Here is a 21,432-nt window from a genome sequence, read left to right as displayed (position 1 = left end):
AAACAATGTCCTAAACAACATAGTGAACATTTGCACTATAATGTTCTGCGTTATGTAACTTGAGCTTTGGTTAAAAGCGAAAGTTCTTCTAAAGTTTATTGAAAAAATTTATACTCAAAAGTTTCTTCTGCAATGTTAATGGAATACTTTTTATGCGACGACGTAGGAGGGAAGCGTAATATGTATGAAATGTTAATATTAACGTAAATATCGTTTTTATTGAGCTAAATAAGGTTATTATTGTTATATTTATATATATTTACAACGAAAAAATCGTAATAAAATGTTATTAAGATATAATATATCTAATTTTCTTTCTTTTAATAATTCTACAGAATTTAATCTTTTTACTGGAGATTTTAGAAGATTTGATAACCACGTACACAAATATAAGAACATCGATATTCTGAAATTGTCCGCAATTTATGGAGCAAATGCTTCTGGAAAATCAAATTTGGTGGATTCCTTAGACTATCTAAGAAGTTGTGTAATGGAAGGAAAAGCTATAAAGTTTGAAAGTTCTATTTTTAAAAGTAACAAAGGTAAGCCTTCAAGCTTTGAAATTGAGTTTTTAACTAATGAGAAAATATACATCTATGGAGTAAAGGTATATAAAGGAGAAATTATCAATGAATATTTATACAATTCAAACATTGGTAAAGAAGATAAATTAATATTTGACAGAACTGTATCGAAGAAAGGTGTAAGTAAAATTGATATTAATGAAAGCCTTGTAAAAACTCAAAAAAGTAAGATTTTAAAAGAACATTATGAAAAGAAAGTGAAATCTGAAGAACTTTTTTTGTCAGAAATTAGCGAAATTGAATTAGGTAAATTATCTGTTGAAGCAGAAATCGTAACAGATTGGATTTTAAGCATGCAAATAATTTTCCCAAATTCTAAACCAAAATACCTATTAACGGAACTTATGGATAAGAATTCTTTTATGGATTTCACTAAAGATATGTTATGTAGTTTTGATACTGGAATAAAAGATTTACATATTAAATCTTTTGATTTGAAGAAGTATTTTGGAGAAGATGATAAGGATTTTACAGATGAAATAATTAGTGAATTAGAAAAAAACCTAGATTCTAATGTTCATTTAGGAGTGGATATGATTGCTACTTTAGAAAACAAAAAGGCAATATTAAAAAAACTATATATTGAACATACTGGTTTCGGGGTTGATAATTTATTTTCTTTAAGTGAAGAATCCGATGGTACTAAAAGGCTAATAGAGTTTATGTCAATGCTCTATAGTCTTATTGTTTCAGATGAATCCCCAAGCGTTTTTGTAATAGATGAAATAGGGCGTAGTATACACCCAAGTCTATTAAAAGGCTTTTTAACTAAATTATCAAGTGAAAAGGATATTAAAGGCCAATTAATTTTTACAACTCACGAATCAAATTTATTAGATTTAAATATGCTGAGACCAGATGAAATTTGGTTTGCAGAAAAAAATAAGAAAACAGGTAATACAGAGTTTAAAACTTTAGCTGAATTTAAGAAAATCCGAACTGATTTAGATATTAGAAAAGGTTACCTTAATAGGAGGTTTGGAGGTATTCCAATGCTTGCAAATTTTGAAGATTTAAACTGGACTGAGTATGCCTCCAATTAAAAAATCAAATAGAAAATACAAAAAAGATGAACCTTTCAGAGATGCAAGAAAGTTTATTCTAATTTGTGAAGGAGAAAGAGAAGCAAAATATTTCAATTATTTTGATAAAAAATCTCAAAAATTGATTGTAAAGACGATAGCACCAATTGGCTCTAATAAGGGGGAGTCAGCTCCAAATCATTTGAAAGATAGAGCTGCTGAATATGTTGAAGAAAATGGTTGGGAAAATGAGTTTGAGGATCAGTTGTGGTTTATTTTGGATATTGATAGGTGGGAAAGAGAAAGTATTGATGAATTATATCATTTAACACAAATAACATCAAGTTGGTTTATTGGAATCAGTAACCAATGTTTTGAAGTTTGGCTTTATTATCATAAAAGTGAGATTAAAATTGTTCCAGAAAATTCTACTCATATGAAACAATTACTAAGTGAACAGATTAATGGCGGATATAATTTAGATATTTATGCTCCTGATATTGAAACTGCTATAGTAAATGCAGAAAATATTGATGAAAATAAAGACGGATATTACCCTGATATTGGAGTTACAAAATTATATATTTTAGGCAAAGAAATCATAAAGTTATTAAAATATGAAGATGGCTTTTTAAAGGTATAACTCATATATTATTATGTAAAATAGAATCTCGATGTTTTATTCGGCCTCATAAAATTTTAGTCAAAACAATAGGCGAAAAGAGCGTCCATATTTTAGGGGTTTAGTAATACCTTTTCTTAAGAGTTTAAATTACACAAGGGATTTCAAAGCAATGTTAATGAGTTTCAATGTTTCCTAAAATATAGTGAATGAGCCGTTAATTGTTTCCAAAATTATATGCAGCCTTGAATTTTTGTTTCTTTTGTTTCAAGACAAAAGATAATGAAACATTAAAAAAAAGGATTAATTGAAGTTCTAAATATTACACTACTCCCCATCTGTAAGACAGTTTAAATATATATCTAATTATTTATGATGCTATTCTTTTTGTATTATAAATTTGATCAGGTGGTACTTTTCCTATTTCAGTATGCCTTCTTTTGGTGTTATAGAATTCAATATATTCCGTGACCATTTGATAGAGATCTAGACCTCCGTTTGGTGGGTTTAGATAGATCTTTTCATATTTAAGAGACTTCCAGAAGCGCTCAATAAAAATGTTATCCAAAGCTCTTCCTTTGCTGTCCATAGGTATTTGAATATCATGTTCTTTAAGCACTTCAATATATTCGGAGCTGGTATATTGTGACCCTTGATCGGAGTTATGGATCTCCGTATTGCCATATTGAGCGATAGTGTCTCTAAGAAGCTCGATACACCACTGTTTGTCCATTGAGTTTGAAATACTCCAATTAAGTATTTTCTACTATATACATCAATGATAGCATTCATATACATAAAGCCACGGAACATAGGAATATAGGTGATGTCAGTCTGCCATACTTGGTTAGGGCGGTCTATTACTAAGCCCTTCAAGAGATAAGGGTACTTATAGTTTTTAGGATCCCTGATGGTGGTTTTAGGTTTTCTATATATGGTCTGTAATCCCATAATTTTATACAGCCGTCTTATTCTTTTCACATTTACGTGGTAGCCAAGATCAAGGATGAGATAATCAGTCATCCGTTCGACTCCATAATAGGGGTGTTCCAGGAACTGCGCATCTATTGCCTTCATCAGTTCTAAATTCAATGGACTCTCACTTTTAGGCTTATAATACAGACCAGAGCGATGAATGTTAAGGATTTTACATTGTTGTGCAAGACTCAGCCTTGGATGAGATTTTACTACCTTTTGTCTTCTTTCAGTAGTACTCATTTGCCCAAGACTTTCTTTAAAAAATCATTCTCAACTTGTAATTGACCGATCTTACTATAAAGCGGTGCGGTATCCACAGCTGGAGTATCTTTTTCTGATTTGGACTCGAAAGCAAGTTCTGCGTTTTTTAAAAACTCTCGCTTCCAATTGGATATTTGGGCTGGATGCAATTCAAATTTGGCAGCAAGTTCAGGTATACTTGTCTGCTCTTTTATCGCTTCAATGGCTACTTTGGCCTTAAAGGATGCGCTGAATTTTCTTCTTGATGTTTTCATATTGACAGGGTTAAAATTACAACTTAATTTCCTGTCCTAAATTTGGGGAGTATTATAGGCAATGCGGTTGGAAATTGTGTTTTAAAAAATTAATGTGAAAGCATAATTATTTTAAAAAAGCAATCGAGCGTATTGGCGTGCGGCAATTTTACATAACGGCTAATTATAGCTACAAACAGCAGAATGTTTCTTATTTAGTACTAAACCCAAGAGCCTAATGTTTAATGACCCAAGTACTACAGTTTATTGTTTGTACAAGATGTTACCCTCAATTTAAATTCTAGAACATGGCAATACACTTAATAATTACTTGTAACCACTTATGAATAATTGTTTAAAACCATTATTATCTTCACAAATAATAATTTAAAATCTGGAATTCACTTTAAATAGAAGTAATTCGCAATTTAAAAACTGGAACTTTAAAAATTAATTCATCAATCTATAATCATTGGGGGTTGTTCCTGTAACTTTTTTAAACATTTTACTAAAGTGTTGAGGGTATTTAAAACCTAGTTCATAAGCTATCTCAGAGATACTTTTGGAGGGATCAAAAATGCGTTCCTTAGCAATGCTAATTAATTTTAGCTGTATATGTTCCTGAGGAGATTTTCCTGTTTCTTTTTTTATCATATCTCCTAAATAATTAGGGGAGATAAACAATTGTTCTGCACAATAGGCAACGGAAGGTAAGCCAAGTTTTTCAGCCTTGTCGGAATGAAAATAGTCGTTTAGCAGTTTCTCAAAACGAGCTATAATATCTTGGTTCGCATTGGTTCGAGTAATAAACTGCCGATCGTAAAACCGCACACAATAATTTAAAAACAACTCGATATTAGAGATGACCAAACTCTTGGTGTGTTTATCTATAAGTTGCTCTAATTCATGGTTTACCTTTGCATAAACATCTTTAATCATATCCCTTTCGGGTATAGAAAGGTGCAAAGCTTCATTTACTTCGTAATTAAAAAAAGTATATTCCTGCATACGCTGACCAAGCGAAGTTCCAAGAATAAAATCTGGATGAAAAACCATAGCAAAGCCTTTCGGTTGGTAATATTCTGGTTTATTTTCACCGATAACCTGTCCCGGGGCTAAAAACACAAGGGTTCCCTCTTCATAATCGTAATAATTACAGCCATAGCGGAGATCCCCACATTTTATTTCTTTAAAAAAGATTACATAAAAATTATATCGAAAACGGGTAAATTGTCTTAGTTCGGCTTTAGATAAATCTATAATCCCAACCAGTGGATGCAAAGCTTTGTTATTGTTAAAATCGCAGTATTGTTTTATCGTATTGAAGGTGATGATATCTTCCATATTTATAATTTTTTGTTAAAGATACTGCTTGTTATTCATTTAAAATCAACTAGATAGTGTAAAACAGTAATCCGTGTTAGTATAACAGTAATTGGTATACGTAAACAGGCTTAATGTGTTCGGATATTTGCAATGAATACAAACAATACTATCGAAATTACAAACATAAAATAAATAAGACATGCATATTTCTAAAATTTTAACGGTATTTTCTATCTTCTTTTTGGCGGTGGGAAGTACTCAGTCTCTAAATGCTTGCGAAGGAATTTTATCTCAAGAGACGCTTACCGAAAAAGAGAAATCATTGGTATTGGTAGCATCTTATACAGCAAAAGGGGATCTAAAGAAACTAGAGAAAGTGCTTAACGATGGTTTGGATAATGGCTTAACAGTAAATCAAATAAAGGAGGCAATAGTCCATTTATATGCCTACTGTGGTTTTCCAAGAAGTATAAGGGGATTGCAAACTTTTATTAAAGTGCTAGACGATAGAAAGGCAAAAGGAATTGAAGATGTATGGGGGACAGAAGCCTCTCCAATAACAGATAGTAGAGATAAATACGCGAGAGGAAAAACGAACCTTGACAAATTGGTGGGTACAACACTCGATGGGCCTAAAAAAGGATATGCTAAATTTTCTCCTGAGATTGAAATCTTTTTAAAAGAACATTTGTTTGCAGACCTTTTTGAACGTGATGTACTTACCTATAAAGAAAGAGAACTGGTAACTATTTCTGTTATTGCCAGTATACAAAAAGCGGAACCCATGTTGCGCTCACATATGAATATTTGTTTAATCCAAGGTTGGACAGCAGAGCAACTTCAAGATTTTACTAAAATAATTAAGCAACATGTTGGCAGGCAAGAAGGAACAGCTGCAGAAACAGTATTGAAGGAATTATTACAATCTAAAGAATAATAAGTAATGGAAGCCCATAATGGGCATTTAATAGGTATTGACCAATATCTCCTATAAATAATTAAATTATTGGAAAAGAATTAATTATGAAAATTTAAATAGATGAAAAGAATAGAATTATTGATTTTTATAAGCTTACTAACCGTAAATTATAGTATCATGGCACAAAGTACTGTAGAAGTAGCTCCGCTTCAAGAAACATATAAACAAAATCCATTTACATTAGTGTATGCAGGGGCAATTACAGAAAATGTAAAAGGAAAAGTAAATATCCATCCTGTAACCTATAAGTTAAATGGATTAGAGATAGCTGCTAATGTTTATACGCCTGCTAATTATAATCCAGAGAATACGTATTTGGCTATTACAGTTGCGCACCCTAATGGTGGGATTAAAGAGCAAACAGCTGGATTGTATGCTCAACATTTGGCCGAAGCTGGCTTTATAACTATTGCTGCAGATGCTGCCTACCAAGGAGCAAGTGGAGGAGAACCTCGCCATACGGATAACCCATATTATCGTACGGAAGATATTCAAGGTATGGCCGATTTTATAGCTCAATTCCCTGGAGTTGATCCTGATCGCATTGGTGCTTTTGGGATTTGTGGAGGAGGTGGATATACGCTAAAAGCGACGCAATCTGATAAGCGTTTCAAAGCGGTTGCTACCTTGAGCATGTTTAATTCTGGAGAAGTAAGACGTAACGGATTTCAGAATTCTCAGTTAAACACTATTCAAGAGCGTTTAAAACAAGCTAGTGATGCTCGTGCTCAAGAAGCTGCCGGAGGAGAAATTATTTATGCAGGTGTTGCAAGCGTTACTGATAAGGAAATAACAGCTACTAAAACAGATTTATACAGAGAAGGGTATGAATATTATTATAGAACGCATGCACATCCAAACTCTACCTTTTTATACACTAGGAGTAGTTTACTTAAACTTATGACTTGGGATGCGGCTACCGATATGGATTTAATTAATCAGCCTTTATTAATGATAGCGGGTAGTAAAGCAGATACTAAATATATGACAGATGAAGCATTTGCAAAAGCTTCCAATGCAAAAGACAAAGAGTTATTCCTTATTGATGGTGCTACACATATAGAAACTTATTGGAAACCAGAATATGTAAAGCAAGCCGTAACTAAGTTGGTGGATTTTTACCAAGAGTATCTTTAAGAATGAAAATGAAGTAAAAATAAAAAGAATAACATGTATAATATAACATTAAATAATGGAGTTGAAATGCCTATTTTGGGTTTTGGAGTTTTCCAAATTCCTGACCCATTAGAATGTGAGAATTCGGTAATAAAGGCCATTGAAACTGGATATCGTTTAATCGATACAGCAGCTTCTTATATGAATGAAGAGGCCGTTGGTAAAGGCATTATAAACAGTGGAATTAATAGGGAAGAACTTTTTATAACGACAAAACTTTGGGTGCAAGATACGGGCTATGAAAATACGAAGGTGGCTTTTCAAAAATCATTGGAAAGATTGCAGTTGGATTATTTGGATTTATATTTAATCCATCAGCCATATGGAGATGTATTTGGTTCTTGGAGAGCTATGCAAGAATTGTATCATGAAGGTAAAATAAAGGCTATTGGAGTTGCAAATTTTCACCCTGATAGAATTATAGACTTAATTGTGAATAGTGGTTTTACACCAGCTATTAATCAAGTTGAAACACATCCGTTTCATCAGCAAATCCATACACAAGAATTCTTTCAAAAAAACAATACACAAATTCAATCGTGGGGGCCGTTTGCAGAAGGGAAAAATAATATTTTTCACAATGAAATATTGTCTACTATCGGTATTAAATACAATAAATCTGTAGCCCAGGTAATTCTTCGTTGGTTATTACAAAGAGATATTGTTGCGATTCCAAAAACAGTAAGAAAAGAACGTATGAAAGAGAATTTCAATGTCTTTGATTTTGAACTTTCTGCTGAAGATATGGCAAGTATCCAATCTTTAGATACCCAAGAAAGTTTGTTTTTTGATCATAGAGACCCCGAGAAAGTACAATGGTTAAGTGAAAGAAAATTGAATATTTAAACAAAAAAAAATGAAAATAAAATCAATTTTAGTAGCATGTATCCTTGTAGGATTAGCATCCTGCGGTAACCCTAATGATAAAAATACTGAAGATACAGTTTTACTTTATCCAAAAGGAGAAAAGATTACAAATAATAATTTTAAAGGTACTGCCTGGCTAACTTTTTTGGTAAAAGCAGATAGCATAAACCGAAATGGAGTTGGAAATGTTACGTTTGAACCTGGAGCACGCTCCAATTGGCATATGCATCCAAGCGGGCAAATTTTATTGGCAACTGGCGGTGTTGGGTATTATCAGGAAAAAGGGAGTCCAAAAAGAATATTACGTAAAGGAGACGTGGTAAAATGTCCAGCCAATACGCCTCATTGGCATGGCGCAAGTGCTGATAAAGAATTTATACAGATAGCCATTACAGGAAGAGAAAAAGGACCTACACAATGGTTAGCACCTGTAACAGATGAAGAATATTTAGCAGGCGATAAATAAAAAGAAAAACATGAAAAAAAGAATATTAGGAACTAATGGCTTGGAAGTTTCGGCTCTAGGCTTAGGATGTATGGGACTTAGCTTTGGTTATGGTCCTGCTACCGATAAAAACCAAGCAATTAAATTGATCCGTGAAGCATATGAACAAGGCGTTACCTTTTTTGATACTGCTGAAGCATATGGAGCAGCAAACGAGCAACTTGTTGGGGAGGCATTAGCTCCTTTTCGTAAAGAAGTGGTAATTGCTACTAAATTCGGATTTAAAAACGGCGATTCAAGTCAAGGGCAAGACAGTCGCCCAGAAAGGATTCGAGAAGTAGCCGAGAAATCTTTAAAACATTTAAAAACCGATGTCATCGATTTATTCTACCAACACCGGGTGGATACCAATGTACCCATGGAAGATGTAGCTGGGACGGTAAAAGATTTAATACAAGAAGGAAAAGTAAAACATTTTGGACTTTCGGAAGCCAGTGTAGCTTCCATTAGACAAGCACATGCAATACAGCCGGTTACGGCCTTACAAAGTGAATATTCGCTTTGGTGGCGTGAGCCTGAAAAAGAGATTCTCCCAACATTAGAAGAATTAGGAATCGGTTTTGTGCCTTTTAGTCCCCTAGGGAAAGGCTTTCTTACTGGAAAAATTAATTCGGAGACTGCATTTGATAAAAGTGATTTTAGAAACATAGTTCCACGTTTTAGTGAAGAAAACCGAAAAGCCAATCAAGCATTGGTAGATTTATTGGGAAAAATAGCAAATGATAAAAATGCAACACCAGCACAAATTGCTTTAGGATGGTTACTTGCACAAAAACCGTGGATAGCACCCATTCCTGGAACTACAAAATCACATCGATTAACAGAGAATATTGGTGCAGCGGCCATTAATTTATCATCAGAAGCTATTCTTGAAATAGATAATGCCTTTGCCAAAGTAGAAGTACAAGGAGATCGCTATCCAAAACATTTGCAGGAACGCGTAGGAAAATAATAAACAAATATCACCAAACTTTAAAATCAAAATCATTATGAAAACATTTATTGTTACCCTATTCTTAATTATTGCTAGTACACCAATTCTAGCACAAAATGCTCTAGAAGCAGAAGTAAAAGAACTCTCCAAAGAAAAATGGCAATGGATGGCCGATAAGAATGTGGAGGAACTAACCAAACTTTTTCATAAAGACGCACAATTTGTCCACATGGGAGGTGCTTGGGGAACAGATAGAGAACTTGCCATTATAGAAAGCGGAGGTATTTGGTATAAAAAAGCAGACATCCACGAAGTAACTATTGATATAATAGGAGAAGATACCGCCATTGTTTTAAACCGAATAACCTTATTGGCAGAAGTTGGCGGCAACGAAGTCACCAATCCGTTTATGGTAACCGAGGTTTATAAAATGATTGATGGGAATTGGAAATTAGCCAATTTATCTTTTGTAAAACTAATGGAGCGACCAGGGAATTAATTAAAAAATAGAAAATTTAAAACAACTTATTATGAGAACATTAGTTATTGGACTTTTTTTAATCCTTACAAGTACACCAATTTTGGCTCAAAATACCACTGAAACAGAAATAAAAGAACTCTCTAAAAAGAAATGGGAGTGGATGGCCAATAAAAATGTGGAAGAACTTGCAAAGCTCTTTGACGATAAATCAAGATTTGTACATATGAGTGGCTCTTGGAAAAAGGAACGAGAATTAGAAATTATTAAAACGGGGAGTATTTGGTATAAAAAAGCAGACGTTCATGATGTGGTTATAGAAACTTTTGGGGAAACTGTAATTCTGTGGAATCGGATTACACTTTTGGCTGTAGTTCGAGGAAATGAAGTGTCAAACGAATTTACGGTAACCGAAATCTACAAAAAAGAAAGTGGAGACTGGAAATTACTCGATTTAACTTTTAGTAGTGTTCGGGATTCCCATCAAATTGAACATTAAAATTTGAAGTAATATAACGCAATGAAAATATATTTATCCTAATAATTTATTGGGGAAAACGAACAAAAAAATAGTAATAGTCATTAACCATCTACCATGAAAATTCAAAAAATAATAGCCATATTAATTGTTATATATAGTTATACCGTAAAAGCACAGCAGGGGTATCCAAAAGTAGAAACAGTGTCTGGTATTGTACGAGGAGTTACCGAAGGTGGTGTTGATAGTTTTAAAGGGATTCCTTATGCAGCGCCACCTGTTGGAGAATTTAGATGGCGACCAACTCAACCAGCACTGAAATGGAAAGGAGAATTGGACGCAAGTAAGTACGGTTCAGATTGTGCTCAGGCTTCATATCCGCCAAATCCAGGGGCTATCAGAGAAGGTTCATCAGAAGATTGCTTGTCCTTGAATATTTGGAGACCCACTTCGGTTAATCATAAAAGCAAGCTACCGGTGATGGTATGGATTCATGGTGGAGCTTTTGTTTTTGGTAGTGGTTCTAGTCCTGGGTTTTCGGGTGAGAATTTTGCGAAGAAGGATGTTATTCTTGTTACTTTTAATTATCGCTTGGGAAGATTAGGTTTCTTTGCTTTTCCTGCATTAAGTGATGAACATCCAAATGAAGCCAAAGGAAATTACGCATATATGGATCAAATTGCTGCTTTAAAATGGGTGCAAAAAAACATAGCTAATTTTGGCGGAGATCCTGCTAACGTTACAATTTTTGGAGAGTCGGCTGGCGGCGTTTCAGTACATTCGTTATTAACAATCCCTGAGGCTAAAGGACTATTTCATAAAGCAATTATTGAATCTGGAGGTGGTTGTGATGGGGTTTTAACTGGAAGACCCATTGATAAAGAAAATGCCGATTCAAATTATCCAATTTCAGCAGAAACCATTGGAGTTAATTTTGCTCATAGGCATAAAATAGAAAAAACGGATGCCAATGCTTTGAAAAAGCTTCGTTCTTTGAGTGTGGGAGAGATTATTGATGGAGGTCAGGAAACTGATGGTCCGGGAGGTGTTCCTACCTATTCAGGACCTATTTTAGATGGAAAATTAGTAATAGAAACTGCCGAAAGTTCATACAAAGATAATTCACAAACCCAAGTACCCATAATTATTGGTTCTAACAGTGCTGAAGTACCGGCAGGATTTGTGAATGCCAATTCAAAAGAAGAACTATTATCTATGTTTGGGGATTATAAAAATGAGGCATCCAAAGCCTATGATCCAGATGGATCAACCGAGTTTGCAAGAATGCTGACCTTGGTTAATACCGATAAAGTTTGGGCAGAGCCTGCGCGTTTCACTGCAAATGCTTTTGTTTCAGAAGGTATTCCTGCTTACGTTTATCTTTTTTCTTATGTGGCAGAATCTATGCAGGAACGTATGCGATTTGGAGCCTCTCATGCATCGGAAATTCCTTATGTATTTGATAACCTTATGGAAAGAAATGGTTTTGTAGTTACCCCAAATGACAAAAAAGTTGCCAGTATGATGAATACCTATTGGACAAACTTCGCTAAAACAGGGAATCCAAATGGAGAGGGGTTACCAAAATGGCCTGTTCATGATCCAAAAAAGAATGAAGTTTTTGAAATTAGACACGATGGATCGGCAGGAAGTTCTTTAGATGAAAGAAAAGCAAGATTGGATGTTATCAAGAAAGCTTTTTATGAATAACAGATAATAAAAATAAATATTTATATGAAAAAGAAAACGAATAAGATTAGGGTAGGGCTTCATACGCTTATGTTGATTGGTGCAGTATTGTGTATTGTTTCATGCCAACCAAAAAATAAAGAGGAGACCAGTACTAAAATTGATGATAAAAATATTAGTATCCAAAAGCAAGGCAGTTTTACAGTAGGAGGGACTGTAAAAACAAGTCCAGGTACTTTTGATCCTATTAAACACGGTGTTTTTAATCCTTCCAATCAAAGTCAAGAGGGGCAAACCCTTCATGGAGATCATGCTTTTGTATGGTACCAAATACCGACTACCCCTAAAAAACTTCCTCTTGTATTTTGGCATGGATACGGGCAATCGATGAAAACTTGGCAAACAACTCCCGATGGGAGAGAGGGGTTTCAAACATTATTTTTAAGACGCAACTTTCCTGTGTATCTTATAGATCAGCCTCGGCGTGGATTAGCAGCACAAAGTACCGAACCAACTACAATTTCGGCAGCTACCAACGATCAATTGTGGTTTGGTATTTTTAGACTAGGTATTGGTACAGAATTTTACCCAAATGTTCAATTTTCAAAAGACCCTGAAGCTTTGAATCAGTTCTTTAGACAAATGACACCCGATACAGGCCCTTTAAATATCGATTTAAATGTAAAAGCAGTAGCAGAACTCTTCGATAAAATTGGATCGGGAATATTAGTAACTCATTCACATAGCGGCGGAATGGGGTGGTTAACAGCGCTAAAAAATAATAATATTAAAGCTGTAGTTTCTTTTGAACCTGGGAGCAATTTTATTTTTCCTGAAGGTGAAGTTCCTGAGCCTATTTCATATCTCGGTGGAGCTCTGAAAGCCTCAGAAGTTCCTATGTCGGAATTTAAGCGATTGACAAAACTTCCTATCGTTATTTTTTATGGGGATCATATTCCTAATGAAACATCTGAAATTCCAGGGGAAGATCAATGGCGTGCCTCTCTATCGATGGCTAAATTATGGAAAGAAACGGTAAACAAACACGGAGGTGATGTTACGCTTATTCACTTACCAGAAGAAGGAATTCAAGGAAATACACATTTTCCGATGAGCGATTTAAATAATGTGGAAATAGCAGATTTAATGTCTACATGGCTTCAAGAAAAAGGATTAGATAAGTAGAAATAAAGATTCAGCAATTATAAATAAACAAACATGGATAAAACATTAAAAACCTGTTTTCTTCTACTATTGACAATAGTCCCAGTGTTTTTTTGTAGTTGTACTGCTCAAGAATTAAAAAAAGAGAAAGGAAAGCTATTGATTGTATACCTATCTCGAACCAACAACACCAAACAAGTAGCAGAAATTATCCAAAAGGAAGTAGGTGGGGATTTGGTAGCACTCGAATTAAAAGAACCTTACCCAGAAAATTACGATTCTATAGTGGCACAAGTGGCAAAAGAAAACGAATCGGGATATCTACCACCATTGAAAACGCGTATCGATAATTTCAATCAATACGATAAAGTATTTGTAGGTTTTCCTACATGGGGAATGCAATTACCACCGCCAATGAAGAGTTTTCTCAACAAATATAATATGAGTGGCAAAACAGTAATTCCTTTCAATACCAATGCAGGATATGGAGTAGGAAGTAGTTTTAAAACGGTTAAAGAAATGTGTCCAAACGCAACGGTTTTAGAAGGATTTTCTACCAAAGGAGGAATTGAAAGAGACGAAATTTATTTTGTAATGAAAGGCGATAAAAAAATCAAAGTAAAAGAAGAAATAATGACTTGGTTGCGGCGGATTAAGTTTTTATAGATGAAAGATAATTTAGATACATATAAAAATATAAGTGTTGCAAGTCAGCGAATATCAAATGAATTCTTTAAACTTTTAGATAACGAGTATTCTACCAAGGAAGAATTTGGAAAACCAGTGAATCTAAGAGCTCCCGCTGATTTTGCCCAAGAATTAAATATTCATGTGAATCATTTAAATCGGGTGTTGAAGACTAGCACTCAAAAAACAACAACTCAATTAATAGCCGAACGTATTTTACAAAAAGCTACGTATTTATTGAGAGAAAAAAATTGGAACATTGCCGAGGTAGCATATTTTTTAGGGTTTAAAGAGGCTACACATTTTAGTAATTTTTTTAAGAAACATATGGATACCACCCCCCAAGCCTATAGAAAATGTTTGAATATTGTATGTTATTGTTTGATGGATATGGTCTGTTTGTAAATTGTATTCTAAAGTATACTATTAAAAAAACCGTCGGATAGACGGTTTTTCTAGTTAGTTTGAATAGTTATAAGTTTTTTAACCTATAATTTTTTTCTCAATTATAAAAGGTTGTTGGTAATGCCTTTGCCCTGTTGCACGGTATAAAGCATTTGCCATTGCAGCAAAAATAGGAGGGAAAAGAGGTTCTCCCATTCCTGTTGGGCTATGTTCATTTTCAACAAAGTGCACTTCAATAGACTTTGGTGCTTCAGACATTCTTATTAATTGATAACGGTCAAAATTAAGTTTTTGTGGCGCCCCATCTTTAAAGGTTTGTTCACCATAAAGTGAATTTCCAATACCGTCAATAATAGCACCTTCTCCCATGTTTTTGGCAGCATCTTTGTTAACAACAATTCCGCAGTCAACAGCAGCATACACATTATTAACCTTGGGTTTATCATTTTCTATTTCAAGGTCTAAAACTTGAGCTACATACGTATTATGGCAAAAATAGGCAGAAAAGCCTCTTGATTTATCATTTATCTCATCCCAATTAGACTTGCTTTTTACTAACTTAATAACACCGGCATAACGTTCAGGATCGTAATCGTTATTTTCTCCAACTGGATTATTTTTAGCTCTTTCTAAAAGTTCTAGACGAAACTCAATTGGATCCTTCCCAAGTTCTTCTGCAAGTTCGTCTAAAAATGACTGCTCAGCTCCAGCAATAAAATTAGACCTAGGAGCTCTAAATGCCCCGATGGTAATATTTGAAGGAATTTCCCAGGCTTCTGCCAAATAATTTTCTATCGCCCCGGCAGGAAAACGGTTAGGAGCTAGTGGTGATTCAGGAATCCCACCTGCTTTTACATGAAATGCAATGAGATTGTTATTTTCATCCATGGCGGCTTTGTAAGTCGCTGTGTAAGAAGGTCTGTAAATTCCGTAAGACATATCATCTTCACGTGTGTAAACCATCTTAATGGGAGCTTTCATTTCTTGAGAAATAACTGCTGCTTCAATCATATGGTGTCCATAAGCCCGAAGTCCAAAACCACCTCCCATACGGGCTAAATTAATTTGAATCTTGTCTTTAGGGAGTTTCAGCCGTTCAGATAATGTCCCTATGATAAATTCAGGAGCTTGAATTGGGCCATAAAGCTCAGCTTTTTCAGCAGAAACATTGGCAAAACAATTTACAGGCTCCATGGTATTATGTGCTAAAAATGGGGCAGAATACGTCCGTTCCAATATTTTAGCAGCATTTTTAAACGCTTTTTCCGGATCTCCGTCTTTTCTTAGAATATTTCCAGGTTTTTTATTGTACTGGTTCATTTTAGTTTGATGAACAGTAGTACTTTCCAAACCTGCTGGAACATTTATAGCTATTTTATTTCCTCTAGCATCCATTTGAAAAGTATGCTCTGGAGCTTGCTCCCAATCGACCACCACTTCTTTTTTGGCCTGCATGACTTCCCATGTGGAATTACCAACTACTGTAATTAATTCGGTAAAAGTTGTGGTGTCAAAATAATTCCTTGCGTAATCACTTTTTAAGGTATCTATTTTAAATACATCTTTAATACCAGGCATCGATTTGGCTTTTGTAGCATCAAACTTTTTTAGTTTCATTCCAAAAGCAGGAGGATGGATTATCATGGCAATCAACATACCTTCTGCTTGATAATCAATTCCAAACATAGGTTTACCAGTGACAATTTCTGTTCCAGCAACATTTTTTTTGGAGGTTCCTATAATTTTAAAATCTTTAATTTCTTTTAATTCTACTTCTTCCGGAATAGGCTGTATTGCTGCGAGAGAAGCTATTTCACCATAGGAAATTTCTTTATTTGTTGCGGTGTGGTAAAGGATTCCTGCCTTTGCTGTAACTTCATTAACTGGTACTTGCCAATGTTGGGCAGCAGCAGTAACAAGCATTCTTTTGGCGGTAGCACCTGCGGTACGCAAAATATTCCAACCTTGACGAATAGACTGACTCCCGCCAGTAAATTGTCTATCGTAACGTTTAGGATAAAAGTTAGCTTGTTCTACAATTACATTTTTCCAATCGACATCCAATTCATCAGCAAGAATCATCGGCATGGAAGTTTTTACATTTTGACCAAATTCAGGATTAGGATTAAAAAGTGTTACCACTCCATTATCTCCAATTTTTATATAACTATTTAATTCAAACCATTCTTCAGGCATTTCTATTGTAGCAGCTTCTTTTCTATTTGGGATTTCACAGCCCGCAAACCAACTGAAACTAAGCATCATGCCACCACCAGCCAATACGGAGGATTTTAAAAAAGATCGTCTTCCTAATGTTGTCTTAACAGTTGCCATTTTCTTATTATTTTGAGTTAGCAGCAGTTTTAATTGCCTTTTTTATTCGTGTATATGTTCCACATCTGCAAATATTCCCATTCATAGCCTCATCTATTTCTATATCAGAAGGATTTGGATTTTGATTTAGTAGAGAAGTGGCAGACATAATTTGTCCTGCCTGACAGTAACCACATTGGGGGACATCGTGTTCTATCCATGCTTTTTGTACAGGATGGTCTCCATTTTCAGATAGACCTTCAATGGTAGTTATTTTTTGTTCACCAACGGCTGAAACCGGTAGTTGACAAGAACGAACTGCAATACCTTCAATATGAATGGTGCATGCTCCGCATTGCGCTATACCACATCCAAATTTTGTACCTACTAATTGAAAATGATCTCTGAGCACCCATAATAGCGGCGTGGAAGCACTAACATCTACTTGTTGATCTTTTCCGTTGATTTTAAGGTTGTAAGTTGCCATTTTTAATAATTTATTTGAAATAGAAAAAAGGAGTATAAAAGATATTTATAAAAATATCGATTTAATGACTATAAAAATTACAAAATCCAAACAACATACAAGCTGATTCTTATAAAGAACTAGTCTTAATAGTTGCTTAGAGCTACATAAAATGTTTGAATGTTGTATTTTATTGTTTGATGGATGTATGTTTTTAAATGGAACCAATGCTACATTTGAATACACATTTAGTTAGCAGTTATGTACTCTATATCTTGTTTATAATAGCTGTTTACACATTTAGCAAAGGAAGCTGTCCTATCGGGCAGCTTTTTTATGAAATAAATGTATTAATTTTAAATTGTATACTTATATATAATATGTGAGACTGTATAATTATAAAAATAAAAAAGCTAAGACTGTATTTGAATTATTCAAAAAAAGTACCCTGCATTAAGTCCAGCAGAAAAAACAAGAATAATTACTGAAGAGACATTGAAAATATTGATGAAATTCCCACCAACTTCTGATGGGGCACAAGCTAGGGTTTTATTTGTTTTTGAAGAAGCACATTCTTTGGTGCCAGAATGGAATTCTATTGCTAATGAAGGAGATAAAACGGCAGTTAATGGAACAGCTAAGGTAATTTTACAAGGTAGAAAGTACGGCTTGGGAAGCTTGGTAATAACTCAACGTACTGCTAACATTAGTAAAAGCATCTTAAATCAATGTAATACAATTTTTGCCCTAAGAGTGTTTGATGATACTGGAAAACAATTCTTAGAAAATTATATTGGTTCAGATTACTCAAATACACTACCAACATTAGAAGAAAGACATGCTATCGCTGTTGGAAAGGCACTAAAATTAAAACAGCCAATTATTATTCAATTAAATGATAGGAAACATGTTATTAATGGAGAAGGTTTTGATAATGTAGAATAAATTGTTGTCAAAATGAATTCAGAAGAGATTGGAAAACAAATGATTTATGAGTTAGAAAATGATCTCGAATTATATTTGACTCATTGCAAAAATAATTATGTAAAATATGTAAAGGTTGCACAAGTGATTTTCAAAGATATATATGATAAAATGAATCTGTTTGACTATTCGAAGAGTAACCCTGCCGATATTAATTATAAAGCTAAAGAACTTCAAAAAGTCAATGAGTTAGAAACGGAGATTGATGTACTACAAGAAGCAATTTATTCTGAAATATACACACCATGGACTTATGAGCGTTTGGCAATTATATATATCAAGCAAAAGGAATTTGAAAAGGCGTATAAAGTATGTATGAAATGGTTTGAACTAGATTATTGGAAATTACCAAATACATCCGATGGGAGTTTAAGAATATTGAAAAGAATAAATAACTTGGAGAAAAAATTAAATATTTTCAATAAACTGAGAAAATATAAAGGTTATTATTTAATCTAAATTTCACGACTTTTTCACATTATTTTTACAATTTTATTATTATAAATAACTCTAAATGAAATAAATAATAAATTCCATGGCTAAAATCCTTCCAGTTTTTAAATTGTGTGATTCCATGTTTCAAAATATGGGCAACAAGCGCAACGGTTTCTTCTTTTTAGAAAACCGTCACTCAACAACAGTTGTACGTTAATAAAATAACTTCAACTTGCACTATAATTTATATTATGTAAAATAGAATATTTACAACCACTACTCTAATTCCTTTCTTTTGGTTCTAAGTAACAAATTTAAACAGTCATGTCGACCAACGGGAGACATCTCATTACAGAAAGTAAACTATTAAAATAATTTTCTTTACAATAAACTTTTAGTAAACTCAGGATAAAGTATAAAGCATTAGTATTTAAAGCATTATAGTAATGTGATTTCTCCTTCTCAGTCGAAATGACTGGATTTAATGCACTCCATTTATATCTCTTTTTGTTAAGCCCATAAAACTTAGAACAGTACTAAATATCGGAGTATTACAGTCATGTCGACCAACGGGAGACATCTCATTACAGAAAGCAAACTATTAAAATAATTTTCTTTACAATAAACTTTTAGTAAACTCAGGATAAATTATAAAGTATTGTTATTTAATATGTTTCCTTGATGTGATTTCTCCTTTCAGTCGAAATGACTGGATTGCTTATCTACTTCTTTGTTTACAATCAAGCTATTATATTAGTAGTAATTGGTTTACGTTTAAATTAAGCTAAAGATTGTTAAATTTATAAAAACGTGACATACAACTAATCATAAAATCAAATATCTTTAAGTAACCAATGTAAAATCTACCAAATGTCTATAGAAATTATATATGTATTTGCAGTGCTATTTTTAGTAGTATTGTTTTTTGCTTTTGAAATATTTCCTGTAGATAAAATTGCGTTTTTTATTATTGTGAGTCTGCTACTCTTTGGGGTAGTTTCTCCTGAAGAAGCTATTAGTGGCTTTTCTAATAGTGCTACTATAACGGTACTCTGTTTAATGATTATTGCCATTGCGTTAGAGCAAAATGGAATTATTAATCTGCTTGCAAATGGATTGAAAAAGTTAAAAACACTCCCCATCCTTTTAATGATTCCTGTTTTTATGTTTATTTCTGGGAGTATTTCTGCTTTTATAAGTACTACAGCCGTTGTTATTGTGTTTATTAAGATCCTAACCGAACTTTCTGTTAAATATAATATTCCACGTTCTAAATTATTACTTCCTATTTCTTTTGCAGGAATTTTAGGTGGTAGTTGTACGTTAATGGGTACTTCTACCAATTTAATTGTGAATTCTGTGGCTACAAAATTTGGTGCTGAGCGGTTTACTTTCTTTGAGTTTTCAATGTATGGCCTTATTTTTCTTGCAATTGGGATTGTTTTTATTACCCTTACTTCTTTTTTACTCCCTTGGGACACTTCCAATAATTTAAATCAGGAGTATGAATTGGATCAATATTTAACGAGTATTGAGTTTGAACCTTCTTCAGAATTGATCGATAAAAAAATAATGGATACTTTTCTATATAACGATCTTGGAATTACGTTGTTAAAACTCACTAGAAATGGAATTTCAAATAAATCGCCTGGAAAATATATTACCCTACAAAAAGGAGATAAGCTCCTCCTCTCTTGTAATATGGATAGCTTGGTTAAGATTAAAGAAACCGAAGGAATTCTGATAAATAATTATGCGGTTTCTGGAATTGATGATAATGAAGACGAATCCAACGAATTTGATTCACAAAGAAATGCTATTGTTGAATTATTAATGCTTCCTGGAGCTCCATTTTTAAAGCGGTCTATTACTGAATTAAAAGGAAAAATGATTCACGGAGGTTTACCATTAGCTATAAAACGAAGAAAAAATATCCAAAACGTAACAGATAAGTTACTTAATATAAATGTCGAAAAAATAAAGCTCAAAGTAGGAGATAGATTGCTGGTAGAAATGCCAAAAGACCGGTTAACAGATTTGTCTACCGTAGAAAATATGGCGGTTTTGCAAGAACACACCTCTTATGCTTCGGTTTCTAAATATAAAAAGATGCTTACCTTTTGCATCCTCATAGCAGTTATTGGCTTGGCAGCATCGGGAGTTCTTAGTATTCTTGCGAGTTCTCTTACAGGATGTTTCCTTTTATTAATGTTTAATTGCATCGAATTAAGTAAGGTATACCAAAACATTAACTGGGAAATAATATTTCTATTAGCGGGTATGATTCCTTTGGGAATAGCTATGAATAATAGCGGTGCCGATGTTTGGGTGTCCTCTCACCTCTTAGAATTAATCTCTGGCAAGCAGCCTACAATTATTATCGGACTTATTTTTCTGTTTACTATGCTTTTAAGCGGAATTATCTCCAACAATGCTACTGCTATTATTATGACTCCAATTGCCATTTCCTTAGCATCGGCAAGTAATCTACCTCTTAAACCTTTTATTTTAGCTGTTTTATTTTCGGCTAATTTTAGTTTTTTTACGCCCTTAGGCTATCAAACTAATACGCTTGTATATGGTCTTGGAATCTATAAATTCAAGCATTTTTTAATTATAGGTGGCATGTTGTCTATTATTTTATGGATAACGGCTTCCTTCCTCCTCGGAAATATGATTCCTGAATCTTAATTCTTCAATTTCACTCTTTAAAAAATTAGAAATTCAAAAAAACCGATAGGTATTATTATATAATTCCAATAAGTATATAGCTTTATTTACAGGGATTTGGATGCTTCGATTTATAGTTTTATTTTACAACCTACAAATCAATATTATTTATGAAA

Annotated in this window: 21 protein-coding genes and 1 pseudogene; 16 read left to right on the top strand and 6 right to left on the bottom strand. The window is 33.6% G+C overall.

The features are described 5' to 3' along the window. The first annotated feature begins 283 nt into the window (after nt 1-283). Both JOOMADRAFT_RS15235 and JOOMADRAFT_RS15230 read left to right on the top strand, forming a co-directional pair. Nucleotides 284-1,627 (top strand): AAA family ATPase, encoded by a 1,344-nt coding sequence (locus JOOMADRAFT_RS15235; protein WP_008614919.1) that lies wholly within the window; start codon nt 284-286, stop codon nt 1,625-1,627. Further along, nucleotides 1,614-2,249: an RloB family protein gene (locus tag JOOMADRAFT_RS15230; RefSeq protein ID WP_008614918.1), complete on the top strand. Its 636-nt coding sequence runs from the start codon at nt 1,614-1,616 to the stop codon at nt 2,247-2,249. Before JOOMADRAFT_RS15235 ends, JOOMADRAFT_RS15230 begins: the two co-directional genes overlap by 14 nt. Before the next feature lie 349 nt (nt 2,250-2,598). Here the strand turns inward: JOOMADRAFT_RS15230 and JOOMADRAFT_RS20760 are convergent, their stop codons facing one another. From JOOMADRAFT_RS20760 to JOOMADRAFT_RS15215, 4 genes and pseudogenes are all read right to left on the bottom strand, one after another. Beyond that, nucleotides 2,599-2,847: an integrase core domain-containing protein gene (locus JOOMADRAFT_RS20760; protein ID WP_394359002.1), complete on the bottom strand. Its 249-nt coding sequence runs from the start codon at nt 2,845-2,847 to the stop codon at nt 2,599-2,601. A 12-nt stretch (nt 2,848-2,859) separates the two neighbouring features. Next, a pseudogene (locus tag JOOMADRAFT_RS20755) lies at nt 2,860-3,446 on the bottom strand (IS3 family transposase); the annotation flags it as partial. Further along, the gene (locus JOOMADRAFT_RS15220) at nt 3,443-3,721 is read right to left on the bottom strand and encodes a transposase (protein ID WP_008611014.1); all 279 of its coding nucleotides are present in this window, start codon (nt 3,719-3,721) and stop codon (nt 3,443-3,445) included. The pseudogene JOOMADRAFT_RS20755 and the gene JOOMADRAFT_RS15220, both read right to left, overlap by 4 nt. A gap of 429 nt (nt 3,722-4,150) precedes the next feature. Continuing rightward, on the bottom strand, nt 4,151-5,044 hold the full coding sequence (locus JOOMADRAFT_RS15215) for a helix-turn-helix domain-containing protein (RefSeq protein ID WP_008614916.1): 894 nt from the start codon (nt 5,042-5,044) through the stop codon (nt 4,151-4,153). A gap of 181 nt (nt 5,045-5,225) precedes the next feature. Here JOOMADRAFT_RS15215 and JOOMADRAFT_RS15210 point away from each other — a divergent pair, with 181 nt between their 5' ends. From JOOMADRAFT_RS15210 to JOOMADRAFT_RS15160, 11 genes are all read left to right on the top strand, one after another. Then, nucleotides 5,226-5,963 carry a carboxymuconolactone decarboxylase family protein gene (locus JOOMADRAFT_RS15210; RefSeq protein ID WP_008614915.1) on the top strand — a complete coding sequence of 246 codons (738 nt, stop codon included), beginning with the start codon at nt 5,226-5,228 and terminating at the stop codon, nt 5,961-5,963. A gap of 102 nt (nt 5,964-6,065) precedes the next feature. After that, a complete protein-coding gene (locus JOOMADRAFT_RS15205; RefSeq protein WP_008614914.1) occupies nt 6,066-7,142 on the top strand; it encodes an alpha/beta hydrolase in 1,077 nt (358 codons plus the stop codon). A gap of 33 nt (nt 7,143-7,175) precedes the next feature. Continuing rightward, nucleotides 7,176-8,027 carry an aldo/keto reductase gene (locus tag JOOMADRAFT_RS15200; protein ID WP_008614908.1) on the top strand — a complete coding sequence of 284 codons (852 nt, stop codon included), beginning with the start codon at nt 7,176-7,178 and terminating at the stop codon, nt 8,025-8,027. A gap of 10 nt (nt 8,028-8,037) precedes the next feature. Next, nucleotides 8,038-8,514: a cupin domain-containing protein gene (locus JOOMADRAFT_RS15195; RefSeq protein ID WP_008614907.1), complete on the top strand. Its 477-nt coding sequence runs from the start codon at nt 8,038-8,040 to the stop codon at nt 8,512-8,514. 10 nt (nt 8,515-8,524) lie between these two features. Beyond that, nucleotides 8,525-9,505: an aldo/keto reductase gene (locus tag JOOMADRAFT_RS15190; protein ID WP_008614906.1), complete on the top strand. Its 981-nt coding sequence runs from the start codon at nt 8,525-8,527 to the stop codon at nt 9,503-9,505. Between the two features lie 37 nt (nt 9,506-9,542). Further along, the gene (locus JOOMADRAFT_RS15185; protein ID WP_008614904.1) at nt 9,543-9,986 is read left to right on the top strand and encodes a nuclear transport factor 2 family protein; all 444 of its coding nucleotides are present in this window, start codon (nt 9,543-9,545) and stop codon (nt 9,984-9,986) included. Between the two features lie 31 nt (nt 9,987-10,017). Further along, nucleotides 10,018-10,464, top strand: coding sequence for a nuclear transport factor 2 family protein (locus tag JOOMADRAFT_RS15180; RefSeq protein WP_008614902.1), 447 nt, complete (start codon nt 10,018-10,020; stop codon nt 10,462-10,464). Between the two features lie 96 nt (nt 10,465-10,560). Continuing rightward, nucleotides 10,561-12,153: a carboxylesterase/lipase family protein gene (locus tag JOOMADRAFT_RS15175; protein ID WP_008614901.1), complete on the top strand. Its 1,593-nt coding sequence runs from the start codon at nt 10,561-10,563 to the stop codon at nt 12,151-12,153. A 24-nt stretch (nt 12,154-12,177) separates the two neighbouring features. After that, nucleotides 12,178-13,317, top strand: a complete 1,140-nt coding sequence (locus JOOMADRAFT_RS15170) for an alpha/beta hydrolase (RefSeq protein ID WP_008614900.1) — start codon at nt 12,178-12,180, stop codon at nt 13,315-13,317. 33 nt (nt 13,318-13,350) lie between these two features. Continuing rightward, nucleotides 13,351-13,962, top strand: a complete 612-nt coding sequence (locus tag JOOMADRAFT_RS15165; protein WP_008614899.1) for a flavodoxin — start codon at nt 13,351-13,353, stop codon at nt 13,960-13,962. Further along, a complete protein-coding gene (locus JOOMADRAFT_RS15160; RefSeq protein ID WP_050989703.1) occupies nt 13,963-14,388 on the top strand; it encodes a helix-turn-helix domain-containing protein in 426 nt (141 codons plus the stop codon). It begins immediately after the preceding gene. Between the two features lie 78 nt (nt 14,389-14,466). Here JOOMADRAFT_RS15160 and JOOMADRAFT_RS15155 read toward each other — a convergent pair whose 3' ends face one another. Continuing rightward, nucleotides 14,467-16,722: a xanthine dehydrogenase family protein molybdopterin-binding subunit gene (locus JOOMADRAFT_RS15155; RefSeq protein ID WP_008614898.1), complete on the bottom strand. Its 2,256-nt coding sequence runs from the start codon at nt 16,720-16,722 to the stop codon at nt 14,467-14,469. Nucleotides 16,723-16,729: 7 nt separating this feature from the next. Then, nucleotides 16,730-17,188, bottom strand: coding sequence for a (2Fe-2S)-binding protein (locus JOOMADRAFT_RS15150; protein WP_008614897.1), 459 nt, complete (start codon nt 17,186-17,188; stop codon nt 16,730-16,732). A gap of 486 nt (nt 17,189-17,674) precedes the next feature. On the opposite strand from JOOMADRAFT_RS15150, the gene JOOMADRAFT_RS15145 reads away from it, so the two are divergent. The 3 genes from JOOMADRAFT_RS15145 (at nt 17,675) to JOOMADRAFT_RS15135 (ending at nt 21,277) form a co-directional block, all read left to right on the top strand. Beyond that, nucleotides 17,675-18,112, top strand: coding sequence for an ATP-binding protein (locus JOOMADRAFT_RS15145; RefSeq protein WP_040879774.1), 438 nt, complete (start codon nt 17,675-17,677; stop codon nt 18,110-18,112). 12 nt (nt 18,113-18,124) lie between these two features. Then, nucleotides 18,125-18,610, top strand: coding sequence for a hypothetical protein (locus JOOMADRAFT_RS15140; protein WP_008614896.1), 486 nt, complete (start codon nt 18,125-18,127; stop codon nt 18,608-18,610). A gap of 846 nt (nt 18,611-19,456) precedes the next feature. After that, on the top strand, nt 19,457-21,277 hold the full coding sequence (locus tag JOOMADRAFT_RS15135) for an SLC13 family permease (protein WP_008614894.1): 1,821 nt from the start codon (nt 19,457-19,459) through the stop codon (nt 21,275-21,277). The last annotated feature ends 155 nt before the right edge of the window (nt 21,278-21,432 follow it).

The organism is Galbibacter orientalis DSM 19592, from assembly GCF_000260115.1.
GTDB lineage: Bacteria > Bacteroidota > Bacteroidia > Flavobacteriales > Flavobacteriaceae > Galbibacter > Galbibacter orientalis.
The sequence above is the reverse complement of the archived record's forward strand: the minus strand, read 5'-3'. Positions and strand labels throughout refer to the sequence as shown.

Coding starts and splice junctions, on each gene's coding strand:
- JOOMADRAFT_RS15220 (WP_008611014.1), bottom strand. CDS start 3,721: ATGAAAACATCAAGAAGAAAATTCAGCGCATCCTTTAAGGCCAAAGTA.
- JOOMADRAFT_RS15215 (WP_008614916.1), bottom strand. CDS start 5,044: ATGGAAGATATCATCACCTTCAATACGATAAAACAATACTGCGATTTT.
- JOOMADRAFT_RS15185 (WP_008614904.1), top strand. CDS start 9,543: ATGAAAACATTTATTGTTACCCTATTCTTAATTATTGCTAGTACACCA.
- JOOMADRAFT_RS15145 (WP_040879774.1), top strand. CDS start 17,675: ATGAAATTCCCACCAACTTCTGATGGGGCACAAGCTAGGGTTTTATTT.
- JOOMADRAFT_RS15205 (WP_008614914.1), top strand. CDS start 6,066: ATGAAAAGAATAGAATTATTGATTTTTATAAGCTTACTAACCGTAAAT.
- JOOMADRAFT_RS15210 (WP_008614915.1), top strand. CDS start 5,226: ATGCATATTTCTAAAATTTTAACGGTATTTTCTATCTTCTTTTTGGCG.
- JOOMADRAFT_RS15140 (WP_008614896.1), top strand. CDS start 18,125: ATGAATTCAGAAGAGATTGGAAAACAAATGATTTATGAGTTAGAAAAT.
- JOOMADRAFT_RS15155 (WP_008614898.1), bottom strand. CDS start 16,722: ATGGCAACTGTTAAGACAACATTAGGAAGACGATCTTTTTTAAAATCC.
- JOOMADRAFT_RS15150 (WP_008614897.1), bottom strand. CDS start 17,188: ATGGCAACTTACAACCTTAAAATCAACGGAAAAGATCAACAAGTAGAT.
- JOOMADRAFT_RS15175 (WP_008614901.1), top strand. CDS start 10,561: ATGAAAATTCAAAAAATAATAGCCATATTAATTGTTATATATAGTTAT.
- JOOMADRAFT_RS15235 (WP_008614919.1), top strand. CDS start 284: ATGTTATTAAGATATAATATATCTAATTTTCTTTCTTTTAATAATTCT.
- JOOMADRAFT_RS15190 (WP_008614906.1), top strand. CDS start 8,525: ATGAAAAAAAGAATATTAGGAACTAATGGCTTGGAAGTTTCGGCTCTA.
- JOOMADRAFT_RS15180 (WP_008614902.1), top strand. CDS start 10,018: ATGAGAACATTAGTTATTGGACTTTTTTTAATCCTTACAAGTACACCA.
- JOOMADRAFT_RS15165 (WP_008614899.1), top strand. CDS start 13,351: ATGGATAAAACATTAAAAACCTGTTTTCTTCTACTATTGACAATAGTC.
- JOOMADRAFT_RS15170 (WP_008614900.1), top strand. CDS start 12,178: ATGAAAAAGAAAACGAATAAGATTAGGGTAGGGCTTCATACGCTTATG.
- JOOMADRAFT_RS15230 (WP_008614918.1), top strand. CDS start 1,614: ATGCCTCCAATTAAAAAATCAAATAGAAAATACAAAAAAGATGAACCT.
- JOOMADRAFT_RS15160 (WP_050989703.1), top strand. CDS start 13,963: ATGAAAGATAATTTAGATACATATAAAAATATAAGTGTTGCAAGTCAG.
- JOOMADRAFT_RS15195 (WP_008614907.1), top strand. CDS start 8,038: ATGAAAATAAAATCAATTTTAGTAGCATGTATCCTTGTAGGATTAGCA.
- JOOMADRAFT_RS15200 (WP_008614908.1), top strand. CDS start 7,176: ATGTATAATATAACATTAAATAATGGAGTTGAAATGCCTATTTTGGGT.
- JOOMADRAFT_RS15135 (WP_008614894.1), top strand. CDS start 19,457: ATGTCTATAGAAATTATATATGTATTTGCAGTGCTATTTTTAGTAGTA.